Here is a 12,228-nt window from a genome sequence, read left to right on the forward strand (position 1 = left end):
ATCAATATATAGAATAAAAGAAAAAAAGGAAGTGAAAATGTATGAATATAAGTACAGTTGTAAATCTTCCGCAGGAAATAGTATTGACATTAAGGCAAAGCAGTGAAGATATTGTTGTTGAAATGAAAAGAGCATTGGCAGTGAAATATTATCAGGAACAGAGGCTGTCTTTAGGGCAATGTGCCGAACTTGCCGAAATGAACAAAGAGGATTTTATAGAGTATCTTTCAAAGCAGCATATATCAATATTCAGATTTGAATCAGAAGATGAAATTTCGGAGGATATGAAAAATGCGTAAAGTTGTAGTAAATTCTACTCCGTTGATATCCTTGTATAAGATAAACAAATTGAATCTTTTAAAGGAGATTTATGGAAGTATATATGTTCCTTAAAATCCGGAATGAAAATAGAGGAGGTTTATGGGGACAAGGCATATTTTAGGAAACCAATTTTAAATAGTATTGAGGAAATTAAAGCTAAAGCTTACATACCTGTAAGTGAATCGGTATATAGAATTGATGAAAGCGAATTTTCATACAATAAAGACTCAGACGAGTGGGAGTGTAGAGAAGGCAATATAACCGTAAAAAAGAAATATTATAAAATAAAGGGGAAATCAAGGCCGGACAGAGAAGGATATAAATATTATTTTGAACCGGAACAATGTAAAAGATGCCCAAAACATGATGAGTGTGCAAAAAAAAGTGCAAGGAAGATACTACAGATAGGATTAAATACTATAGAATTCTATGAAATATCACAATATCAAAAGACGGAAGAATACTTGGAAAAATATAAAAAAAGGGCTTCCATAGAAGGCAAAAATGCAGAACTCAAAAGATTTCACGGACTATATCGTGCAAGAGGATATGGTCTATTAAGTGTGTCCATGCAATCGAAATTAGCAGCAATAGCGGTAAATATAAAGAGGATAGCAGCAATAGCTGCCTCTAAATTTTGTATATTTACCTTAAACATTAAAATTTTTAGTCAGTATTATAAATTTTGTTTGAATTAGAATAATTATTAGTGGAAAAAGCTACTTTTTCACTGGTCCCGAAACGTCCCCATGTCTTTTCCTCTGTCTTTTTTTGGAAAATCCTAATTTCCTTATAAAATCCTTATAATTATCATTTATATTTTAATCATAAGGATATAAAAGAAGATTAGGAGGTAGTCGGTGTGACGGAATATATATTGGAAACAAAAAGATTGACTAAAAAATTTAAAGACCAAATAGCAGTGAATAATGTTTCTTTATCTATAAAAAAGAATTCGGTATTTGGGCTACTGGGACCAAACGGAGCAGGGAAGTCCACTATATTAAAGATGATTACGGGGATTATGAAACCCACATTTGGGGAAATACTATTTGAAAATCATCTGTGGACGAGGAAAGACTTAAAAGATATCGGAGCATTAATTGAAAGCCCTGCGATTTACTCAAATTTAACGGCAATGGAAAATTTAAAAATTGCTTGTACTCTTTATGGACTTCCCCCAAAAAGAGCAGAGGAAGTACTTGATATTATAGGGCTTAATCAGACCGGCAAAAAGAAAGTAAGAAATTTTTCCATGGGAATGAAACAGAGATTGGGCCTCGGTATGGCAATTATCAATAATCCCAAGCTTATTATTCTTGATGAGCCTACTAATGGATTGGACCCCATTGGAATTGAAGAACTAAGGGAATTGATTAAGTCTTTTTCATCTCAAGGAATTACAGTCATCTTATCCAGTCATATTTTATCGGAGGTGGCACAGGTGGCTGATGAAATAGGGATTATATCAAACGGTGTTATCGGATATAGCGGAGAGATAAAAGATAAGGGCAATCTTGAGAAATTATTCATGGAAATTGTAGAAAGAAACAGAGGTGAAAACTAATGATGGCCATACTCAAGGCGGAATTTCAAAAGAGCAAAAGAACGTCAGCAAATAAATTTATTATAGCAACTCCGCTTCTTACAATTTTATTAACCTCTTTGTGGGGAGGAGGTCAAAACGGAGCATATAATTGGTGGTATACTATGTTTCTTCCGGGGATGTTAACCATCATTTCTTCTCAGATAATTACAAAGGAAAAAGACATTTCCTATAAAGGGCTTTTTTTATATCCACAGGATAAAGGCACTTTATGGTTGGGGAAAATAACATATAGCGGTATTTTGCTTGTTATATCTAATTTCATATTCATGACAGGTATTGCAGTAATCGGAGCATGTGGAATCGCTACTATACCGGTATACAGTTTTGCCACTATTCCATTGAGAGCCAATATATTTGCTGCAATTATATTAGTGCTTACATCCTTGTTTCAGATTCCGATTTGTTTGTTTTTAACTGTGAAATTCAATATGTTTGTTACCATCCTTTTTAATATGGCTATGACGATAATCGGAGTAGTAAGCTTCGGAACCGGTTCGGTTTTAAAATTTTCACCTTATGTGACAATATCCAAGTTAATGTGCCCAATCCTTCATATTTTGCCGAACGGACTTCCGGTTCCTCTAAACAGTCCTTTATTAAATGGAGATACTATAATAAAAGATACATCCGTAAGTATTATTACATTTATTATATTGACTGTTTTGACAGCATTATGGTTCAGAAAAAGGGAGGCCGACTGAATGTCACAGTTTAAAAACCTATTGAAAGCTGATATAATAAAGCTAAAATCGACCCAAATGTTATGGATTCATTTGTATATTCCCATTCTGGGACTGATTGCTTTTTTAAGCTATTACTCCTATGCACCCTATAGCAGCTATAGTAAGGTTTCGGCTTATTTAGAGGTATTGTGTATGGTTTTCCCCATATTGATTGGAATAATTACCTCCATGGTGTCGGATCAGGAATATATGGCTGGGGGTTTTCAAAATATTTTAATAAGTTCGGAAACAAAAAGTCTATCATTTATAAGCAAATATACATTGTTTTTGTTATTGGGGATTTTGAGCACTATATTGTCTGTTGCCGGATTTTATTTGGGTTTTTCTTTAATGGGAAAGAATAATTTTCCAGTGAATATGTATTTGGCTGTGGTTGGCATATTAATAGGGGGTAATATGTTTGAATATGTTTTACATTTCTTTTTGAGTTTTAGGTTTTCAAAAGGAATTTCTATTGGAGTGGGAATTGTTGAATCCCTTATATCGGCATTGTTTTTAACAGGTATGGGAGACGGCAGATGGCCCTTTGCCCCATGTGCTTGGAGTATGAGGTTTATCGGTTCCTTACTGGCGAGATATCAAAACGTCAATTTTGTAGATCCGGATTTACATCTTGGTATAAATATATGTATATTCGGAACCGTTTTATCTTTTTTAATAATGCTGATATGGTTTACAAAATGGGAAGGGAAAAAGGCGGAGGAATAGGATGTGTTATTGTGTCTAATATATTGGTTGTAGATGACGACAAGGCTATTTTAGATTTAATTAATAATATATTAAATAAAAGCGGACATTATGTAAAAAGAATAAGCAGGCCGGATGAGGTCTTACAAGAAAATTTAAATTACTATGATTTAATAATTTTGGATATTATGATGCCCGGTATTGACGGATTTGAATTGTGTTCTGATATCAGGGGAAAGGTAGATTGCCCCATATTGTTTCTTACGGCAAAATCAGATGAGGGAGATATAATCAAAGGATTAGGATTGGGAGCGGATGATTACCTGATTAAACCATTTGGGGTTCAGGAGCTTCGTGCAAGGGTGGATGCCCACCTCAGAAGAGAACAGCGAAAAAAGGTGAATTCTTTTAATATAGGGAGTGTCAGATTTTTAATTTCCGGTAAGGAATGTTTCATAGGAGAAAACAAAGTACCTTTTACCAAAAGTGAATATGAAATAAGCGAATTTTTAGCTCTGCATCACGGTCAGGTATTTTCAAAGGAACAGATTTTGGAAGGAGTCTTTGGCTTTGAAAAGGAAAGCAGTTTGAGTTCAATTGTTGAGCATATAAAAAACATTCGGGCTAAATTTCTGCAACTTGGGGAAGAACCGATTAAAACAGTCTGGGGAGTAGGGTATAAATGGGACTAAAAAAAAGTCAAAAACTTCATACAATCTTTATAAAATATATTTTTACTGTTGGCATTTTTGTTATAGTTTTATTAACAGTTAATTACTATCTGTTTTTTAGAACCTCGTTTGGAGCATATCCGGCTAATTATTCGGAAAGGATAATTGAAAATAATTTGAATGAATTAAAAAATTCACCTAAAGTAACAATGGATCTGCTGACCCCAATGTGCAGTTTTGGGGTTTATTCAAATAATGGGGATTATCTGTATGGAAATTTTTCGAATAATGAAAAAAAGGCAATTTGGGATAAATACCGTAAAGGTGTAACATACGTAGGGTTATCGAGCCATATCATGAATGTTCATCGTGAAGAAGGTATTTTGCTGATTAAATATCTGTTAAGTATGCAATATAAAAATGAAAGATTAAGAAATATCTTACCGAATGCGGAAATTACAATGACATTTATGTTTTTTGCAGAACTTATTCTTATAATCATTCTGTTGTCCAATAAATTTGCCCGAAAAGTTAACAGAGAACTGGAATCCCTTTTAAAGGCAACAAAAAAAATAGAAGAACAGGATTTGAATTTTGATGTAGATGTAAGTAATATAGAAGAGATAAACATGATCCTTCAGGGAATTGATAAGATGAAAGGCTCTTTAAAATCTGCTTTGGAAAGGCAATGGACAGCGGAGCAGCAGAAAAAAGAACAGATTTCTGCCTTGGTTCACGATGTAAAAACGCCTCTTACGGTAGTCAAAGGAAATGCAGGATTGCTTGGAGAAACGGATATGACGGAGGAGCAAAAAATATATTGCCGCTATATAGAAGAAAGCAGTAATCAGATGGAGATATACATCCAAAATTTATTTTCTATTATAAAAGAGGAATCGAATCTTGATGCTCCTAAAGAAACTGTTTATATTATGGAAATGCTGAATTCTCTGAAAGAACAGGGAGATGCTTTAGCGAAGACGAAAAACATAGAACTAATCTGGAAGACGGATATTGAAAAGAGTGCGTATATAAAAGGATATAAAGATGAATTGGAACGGGCATTGATGAATATCATAGCCAATGCGGTGGATTTTTCCCCGGCTGATTCGACTATCACTGTTGAGAGCGCAGCAGACAATTTCCAGTTTATTATTCGGATAACGGACCAAGGTAAAGGATTTTCTCAAAAGATGTTAAAGCACGGACAAGAACAGTTTTCAATGGAAAGTGAGAGCAGAACAAAAAATGGACATCATGGACTGGGATTATATGTAGCAGATACCATTATTAAAAAGCATAACGGAAAACTCATATTGTCCAACAACATAAACGGCGGAGGATTGGTTACGGTCAAAATCCCCATGTCCGCTAAAGTAAAGTGAGGTGAAATGATGTGCAAGAATATGCTAATAGACAAGAACTGATAGATGAAATTAAAAAGTGTGCGATGATGTTTATTGGTGAATTTAACTCAATTGATAATACGGATAGAGATTTAATGCTTGAAGGTGTTGAGAGAACTCCATCACAAATGATAGCTTATCAATTGGGCTGGATGAATTTATTGTTATCCTGGGAAAGGGAAGAACAAGCAGGAAAAGTAGTTGTTACTCCTGCACCGGAATATAAGTGGAATAATCTCGGCGGATTATACAAAAGTTTTTATAATGAATATTCGAAATTTTCATTAGGTGAATTAATAAATAAATTTAATGACACTGCTGAGAAAATAATTGTGCTGATTGAAGGATATTCCGATGAAGAATTATTTCAAGCAGGAGGCAGAAAGTGGTCTTCTTCTATGCCATCTAACTGGCCAATATGGAAATGGATTCATATTAACACCGTTGCTCCGTTTAAAACCTTTAGGGCTAAAGTTAGAAAGTGGAAAAAGTTAAGAGCAAATTAATTAAATTTTAGCGTAACAGATAATTATAAATTTTGATATAGTTAAATCATGCAGAGAACATTTAGTATTTAAAGGTTTAATTGACGAAATAGTTTATTGGAATCCCTATTTAAAAAGAATTACATATAATAAAGACAATAAATTTGTTGCGGATGATACTCTGATGTATGCAGGATTTGTGCGAAACGATATATGGTCCCTGGACATAAATAATGCTGTTGAAGTTTTCAAAATTGCAATAGAGGAAATAATTCCGGAACAGTTAACTGTAGATGGAACAAAGATAGATAGAGTAAGTCCATGGATTGAGAAACCAGATGATGTAGTTGTTTGTTGCGTGAAAATAGGTAATAAGATAGTTTGTATAGATGGCTATTCCAGATTGATCGATGCATATAATAAGGGGTTTAACTATGTTTTTGCTTATCTTGAAACTGATAATCATAATATAGAGCTTTATAAGACTTGTATGAAATGGTGTGAAGAAGAGAATATTCTTAGAATTAAAGATTTAGCTGATAGGGTTGTAACACCGGAGGAACACGAACGATTATGGATTAGTAGGTGTCAAGCATACTTAAAGGAAAATAAAAAGAGTTAGTATCAGGCGTTAACTTATTAATATTAATCTATAGTAGAGGAATAAGATTTAAAGGTTATAAAAAAGACTTATTTGTAAACGGCTGTATGCTTTAAAGAAAGATTACATAAATTGTTGTTTATGCTAATCTAAAAATAGGTCAGCTGGCTCATTGAAAATTAGGTCACTTTCTTAAGAAAATATGGTATCCTTTCAGTATAAACTGGGAGGAGGAAGAGAAGGAAGTGATAAAATTGAATCAAAAACAAAAAATCATACTTAAACATATTGACGGTATGAGCAATCGAAGCATTGCCAGTGAGCTTCACATGAGCAAGGATACTGTAAATAAATATGTAAATGAGTATGAAAATCAAAAGCAAGAACTTTTAGCAAAAAATCCTGAAACAGATACAAAAGAATTAATTCAAGCAATTGTTGAAAAACCAAAATACAATTCTGAAAACAGAGGGCCAAACAAGGTAACATCTGAGATGATTGAAGTAATTGAAGAATGCTTAAAGGTTAATGAATGGAAGCGTGCTAACGGTATGTCAAAGCAGCAAATGAGAAAAATTGATATTCATGAATACTTGTTAAAGAAAAATTTTAATATTAGTTATTCATCAGTTAAAAGATTAGTTAAAACAATCGAGGATAGGCATCGTGAAGCTTTCATAAGACAAGAATATGTTCTTGGAGATGTATGTGAATTTGACTGGGGTACGGCAAAATTAGATATAGGGGGAGAAGGATATAAAGCTTATCAAATGGCAGTTTTTACTCCTGCTAAAAGCGGAATCAGATATTCAATGCTTTTTAAATCTCAAGATACTCCAGCATTTCAACAATCACATGCAGAATTTTTCTCATTTTGCAAAGGTAATTTTAGAACAATGGTCTATGATAATATGAGGGTTGCAGTTAAGAAATTTGTTGGATTGTTCGAAAAAGAGCCAACAAAAGCATTGACAGAATTATCAATATACTATGGATTCAACTTTAGGTTCACGAATATTGCAAAAGGCAATGAAAAGGGCCACGTTGAGAGAAGTGTAGAATATGTTAGAAGAAAAGTATTCAGTGAGCCGGGTAATGACAAATTCGACACTCTTGCAGAAGCAAACAAGTTTCTTTTTGAAGAATGTATGAAGCTTAATAATAAAGAAACATCTAACGGATTGGTGCCGATGGAAATCTTTAAAGAAGAGCAAAAACACTTGTTTCCTAACTTACCTAAGTTTGAAAGCAGTATTTATTCAGAAAACCGTGTTGACAAATATTCGACCGTAACGGTAAGTCAAAATCATTATTCTGTGCCGGATACATTAGTTGGTAAAATGGTAAAAGTGAAGATGTTTACAGATAAGATAATTATCTACTACGATAACAGCATTGTAGCTAAACATGACCGCAGTTTTAAACTGCATGACTGGAAAATTGAGATTCATCATTATCTTAGAACTCTACATAAAAAACCAGGTGCCCTCAAAGGAAGCACAGCACTGCTCCAAACGGACACCCAGATCAAATATATCTATGAACAGTATTATACCAAAGATGCCAAGACATTTCTACAAGTTTTAGAAATTATTTATGAAAAAGGAATCCATGCTGTGACAGAAGCTTTAAGGGAACTTGAAAAACTGTCACCAATGGATATGAGTGCTGATAAGGTTAAGGTGATTTGTGAAAGTAGAAAGGAAAAAGAAATTTGTGTTACTGTTCCATTAAATGATCATCTAACTGAAAAATCAAGGAGCACATTATCGATTTATGATAAACTTGCAGCACTCCAATCAAGAAAGCTTAACAAGGAGGCTGTATAGTATGAAGGTTAAATTAAATGAAGAGATTAAAGAATACTGTAATATATTGAAACTTAAAGGAATTAAAACTCACTATGAAGAAGTAATATCTGAAGCGGCTGATTATGAGGATTTTCTTCATAAGCTTTTAACTTATGAGATGGAAGAAAAGGATAAGCGTTCCATTGAATGTCGTATTCGAAATGCACATTTGCCTTACAGGCAATATATTGAAGATATTGAAATTGACTGTCTCCCAGTAGATATGCAGAAAAGACTTCCTGAGTTAGCAACACTTGATTTTATCGAAAAAGGCAAAAATATCATAATGACCGGTAACCCGGGAACCGGAAAAACTATGGTTAGTATTGCTTTAGCATTAAAGGCTTGCATGGCAGGTTATAAGGTTCTGTTCACGACAATTCCACTACTGGTTACTACATTGAAGGAAAGCAATAGCGCTAAGACCTTGAGATATTTTGAGAATAGATTTGAAAAATATGACCTTGTAGTGGCAGATGAACTTGGGTACACCTCGTTTGACCGGGAAGGGACAGATCTGCTGTTTAATAATCTTTCTTTAAGGGCAGCAAGGAAATCAACAATAATTACTTCTAACCTTTCATTTGAGCGTTGGATTGAGGTTTTCGGTGATCCGACAGTTACAAGTGCGATGATAGATAGACTTACTTACAAGGCAATTCTTGTCGACATGGAGGGTGATTCTTATCGGCTAAGAGAAACATTAAGAGAAAATGGTGCATCTATTAAATCTTTAACAGCTTAAAGTATTTGTGCCTTTGTACACAAATTTTAGAGGCACATTTATTTACAAGAAAGTGACCTAAAATTAAATGGTCTTTTGACCTAATTTTCGGTTGACAAATACAATTGTGGGAGGGGTGTTTTATGGTGAAATTAAATGGCAAAAATGTATATCTTGCAACCCTTGAAAGAAAAGACTGTAAAAAGTTATGGGATGATTTCGAATATGATTTTGAGGCAATGACTGAACCCTTGAATATTGGTCATTCTATTGAGAAAGCAGATAAGTGGTTTGACGAAATTCAAGATGTTCAAATGAATAAACATATTCGTTTGGGAGTGTTTTTATCTGACGGAACTGTAATAGGAGATGTTGCGCTGCAGGATATTGACTGGAGAAATCGCTCCTGTACCATTGGATTGGGAATCTCAAAAATTAAGGATCGCTGTAAGGGATACGGAACCGAGGCTGTAAAGTTAATTTTAGAATATGGTTTTAATAATATTGGGTTAGAACGGATTTCTGCGAATACATTAGAACAAAATAAGGCGACGCAACGTGTATTGAAAAAATTAGGTTTTACGTTAGAAGGTACGGAAAGAAAAGCTGTATATTTTGCAGGAAAGAAATGGGACAGGTTAAATTATGCTATATTGAGGGAAGAATTCAAGATTCGGTGAAAAAATGGTGTGAAGTAAAATAGAGGAAAATTTTTAGTGAAATAAGCATACTCCATTATCTAAACGAACTCAGCCAAAACCATACTTGCAAACGGCGGTATATTAGAAAATGAGGTTGTGAAGGTGATAGAAATGCTGTTCAAAATATAAAAAATATCTTTTGGACATTGACTTATTTAATGTTACTTTATATGAATAAGGTGACATTCTTACGCATCAAATGCTGATAATATTGAATATATGATCTGGGGGCCGAATGATGAAAAGGCCACCGTTGATTTTATTGACGAATGTATTGCTTGGGAATCAAAATCACCTCGTCTGCACTATGATTTTGCAATTACACTTAAAGAGAACGGAAAGCTGATCGGCGGATGCGGAATTTATCTGAAAGACAACTTAAGGCAAGGAGTATTAGGCTGGGTACTTCATATGAAATATTGGAAGCAGGGGTACATGCCTGAAGCAGCCAATGCATTATTATCCTTTGGATTTGAAAAATTAAAGCTTCATCGGATTTATGCCACGTGTGACGCCGATAACTACGGTTCCTATAGGGTGATGGAAAAATGCGGCATGCGAAGGGAAGCTCACTTTATAAAAAACAGATTCGGCCGAAACGGTGACAGAGAACATTGGTATGATGAATACCATATGAGATAGTTTAAATAAACAAAGGTTCTTGGACAGGAGTAATGTCTTACCGTTTTTCCATATCATAAAACTCTTGTATTAAAAATAACATTATGATAAGATGCACTTGAAAGACTGCATATAAAAATAAAAGCAGGCTAAGGGGTGCAAAAGATGGATAAAATTTATAAAATAAAGAATGAGTTTATTAAACATGGAGGAGTTTTGAAGACATCAGAACTTAACAATATAGGATTTTCAAGTCGTCAAATAAGAAAGTTGATAGAAGAAGGCATAATTGCTAAAATAAAGTATGGATTTTATGAATTGACAGATTATATTCCAAGAGAAGAAGTTATTATAGCAAGGTTATTTCCTAAGGCTGTAATTTTTCTTGAAAGTGCACTTTTTTATTATGAGTATACAGATAGAATACCTCAAGCTTTGCAAATAGCGGTAGATAGGTATAGCAAAACAACGCAGTATAATATTGATTATCATGTAGTAAAGCCCTATTATTTAGAGCCTAAATTTATAGAAATCGGTGTAGATACAGTAAAAATAGAGGGAATAAAAGTCAGAGTATATAACAGAGATCGTACAATATGTGACGTTCTTAGATACGAAACGAAACTTGAAAATGAAATATTTACCGGTGCAATAAGGCGTTATATTAAAGATTCAAAGAAAAATGTAAGAAATCTATTTGAATATGCTGAAATATTCAATATTAAAAACAAGGTACAAACGTATATAGGAGTGTGGTTGTAATGGTTGATATGGCAGTATCAGTCTTAGCAAAACTAAAGAATAAGGTAAGAAGGCAAGGTGTTCCATTACAACAACTGTTAAATCTATTTTGTCAAGAGGAATTTATAAGAAGACTTTCTGAGTCTTATTATAAAGACAATCTTATTCTTAAAGGCGGTTTTCTATTATATTCTATTAGTGGATTTACTGCAAGAGCAACAGTTGATGCAGACTACCTCTTAAAGAATTATTCAAATGATTTAGATTCTATAGAGAAACTTGTTAATGAAATTATTTCTTTGCCTAATAAAAATGATTTTGTTAGATTTGAAATTAGAGGTATGGAGATAATTAATGAAATTAAAAAATATCATGGTATTAGAGTTAATCTTACTGGTATTATCGGAAGGACAAAGACACCCTTTAACATAGATTTTGGAGTGGGAGATATTATTGTCCCCTCACCGGTAGAAAGAACTCTTCCTGTGCTTCTTCCGGAATTTAAGAAACCTGTAGTTTTAACATATTCTTTGGAATCTACGGTGTCGGAAAAGTTAGATTCAATAATATCTTTAATGGAAGCTACGAGCCGCATGAAAGATTTTTATGATATATATTATTTAGCAACAACGTTTGATTTTGATGGAAGGAAACTTCAAGAAGCAATTTATGAAACGTTATCTAATCGAGGGACACCTCATGAAAAAGATTCTATTGCCGTGATTGCAAGATTAGCTAAAGATGATGAAATTCGAAAAAGGTGGGATAACTTTTGTAGAAAAATATTGAAATATGAACTCGATTTTATTGATGTGGTTAATACAATTATTGAATTTACAATACCACCTTATGCTGCGATGATTAAGGAAGATGAGTTCTTTAAAAACTGGAGCTGTAAAGATGGAAAATATGTTTAATATTTAGACATGTTTTCTTTGGGTGGACGTGGGTGTGGGCGTGGGGACGTCAGGATGCGTAAAAAATCATTAATGAAAAATTCAATATACAATATATGATAGCAATTATAATATTTTATGCAGTATATAGTACATATGATTTATCATACAA

At 33.5% G+C, this 12,228-nt stretch carries 13 protein-coding genes and 2 pseudogenes; all 15 read left to right on the forward strand.

Features of this window, described 5'->3' with window-relative positions; all coding sequences use genetic code 11:
* Positions 1 to 41: 41 nt before the first annotated feature.
* The 15 genes and pseudogenes from EQM13_RS07450 (at position 42) to EQM13_RS07525 (ending at position 12,077) form a co-directional block, all read left to right on the forward strand.
* Positions 42 to 299, forward strand: coding sequence for a UPF0175 family protein (locus tag EQM13_RS07450; protein WP_114219529.1), 258 nt, complete (start codon positions 42 to 44; stop codon positions 297 to 299).
* 93 nt (positions 300 to 392) lie between these two features.
* Positions 393 to 953, forward strand: a pseudogene (locus tag EQM13_RS07460) (transposase); the annotation flags it as partial.
* Between the two features lie 230 nt (positions 954 to 1,183).
* A complete protein-coding gene (locus tag EQM13_RS07465; RefSeq protein WP_128752352.1) occupies positions 1,184 to 1,888 on the forward strand; it encodes a lantibiotic protection ABC transporter ATP-binding protein in 705 nt (234 codons plus the stop codon).
* Between the two features lie 2 nt (positions 1,889 to 1,890).
* The gene (locus tag EQM13_RS07470) at positions 1,891 to 2,631 is read left to right on the forward strand and encodes a lantibiotic immunity ABC transporter MutE/EpiE family permease subunit (RefSeq protein ID WP_161567193.1); all 741 of its coding nucleotides are present in this window, start codon (positions 1,891 to 1,893) and stop codon (positions 2,629 to 2,631) included.
* Positions 2,632 to 3,381 carry a lantibiotic immunity ABC transporter MutG family permease subunit gene (locus tag EQM13_RS07475; protein ID WP_128752354.1) on the forward strand — a complete coding sequence of 250 codons (750 nt, stop codon included), beginning with the start codon at positions 2,632 to 2,634 and terminating at the stop codon, positions 3,379 to 3,381. It abuts the gene before it with no gap.
* An 11-nt stretch (positions 3,382 to 3,392) separates the two neighbouring features.
* Positions 3,393 to 4,052, forward strand: coding sequence for a response regulator transcription factor (locus EQM13_RS07480; protein ID WP_114219540.1), 660 nt, complete (start codon positions 3,393 to 3,395; stop codon positions 4,050 to 4,052).
* Positions 4,043 to 5,416 carry a HAMP domain-containing sensor histidine kinase gene (locus EQM13_RS07485; protein WP_114219533.1) on the forward strand — a complete coding sequence of 458 codons (1,374 nt, stop codon included), beginning with the start codon at positions 4,043 to 4,045 and terminating at the stop codon, positions 5,414 to 5,416. The genes EQM13_RS07480 and EQM13_RS07485 overlap by 10 nt, the downstream gene beginning before the upstream one ends.
* 11 nt (positions 5,417 to 5,427) lie before the next feature.
* A complete protein-coding gene (locus EQM13_RS07490) occupies positions 5,428 to 5,943 on the forward strand; it encodes a ClbS/DfsB family four-helix bundle protein (RefSeq protein ID WP_114219534.1) in 516 nt (171 codons plus the stop codon).
* 178 nt (positions 5,944 to 6,121) lie between these two features.
* Positions 6,122 to 6,544 (forward strand): hypothetical protein, encoded by a 423-nt coding sequence (locus EQM13_RS07495; protein WP_128752355.1) that lies wholly within the window; start codon positions 6,122 to 6,124, stop codon positions 6,542 to 6,544.
* Between the two features lie 224 nt (positions 6,545 to 6,768).
* Complete coding sequence (istA, locus tag EQM13_RS07500) at positions 6,769 to 8,352, forward strand: IS21 family transposase (RefSeq protein ID WP_128751667.1); 1,584 nt, start codon at positions 6,769 to 6,771, stop codon at positions 8,350 to 8,352.
* 1 nt (position 8,353) lies between these two features.
* A complete protein-coding gene (gene istB, locus EQM13_RS07505) occupies positions 8,354 to 9,118 on the forward strand; it encodes an IS21-like element helper ATPase IstB (RefSeq protein ID WP_114217624.1) in 765 nt (254 codons plus the stop codon).
* Positions 9,119 to 9,240: 122 nt separating this feature from the next.
* Positions 9,241 to 9,777 carry a GNAT family N-acetyltransferase gene (locus EQM13_RS07510; protein WP_114219536.1) on the forward strand — a complete coding sequence of 179 codons (537 nt, stop codon included), beginning with the start codon at positions 9,241 to 9,243 and terminating at the stop codon, positions 9,775 to 9,777.
* 225 nt (positions 9,778 to 10,002) lie between these two features.
* A pseudogene (locus tag EQM13_RS07515) lies at positions 10,003 to 10,440 on the forward strand (GNAT family N-acetyltransferase); the annotation flags it as partial.
* Positions 10,441 to 10,584: 144 nt separating this feature from the next.
* Positions 10,585 to 11,181, forward strand: coding sequence for a type IV toxin-antitoxin system AbiEi family antitoxin domain-containing protein (locus tag EQM13_RS07520; RefSeq protein ID WP_114219538.1), 597 nt, complete (start codon positions 10,585 to 10,587; stop codon positions 11,179 to 11,181).
* Entirely contained in the window at positions 11,181 to 12,077 is an 897-nt protein-coding gene (locus EQM13_RS07525; protein WP_128752356.1) for a nucleotidyl transferase AbiEii/AbiGii toxin family protein, read from the forward strand. Before EQM13_RS07520 ends, EQM13_RS07525 begins: the two co-directional genes overlap by 1 nt.
* The last annotated feature ends 151 nt before the right edge of the window (positions 12,078 to 12,228 follow it).

Source organism: Acidilutibacter cellobiosedens (genome assembly GCF_004103715.1).
GTDB classification, from domain to species: domain Bacteria; phylum Bacillota; class Clostridia; order Tissierellales; family Acidilutibacteraceae; genus Acidilutibacter; species Acidilutibacter cellobiosedens.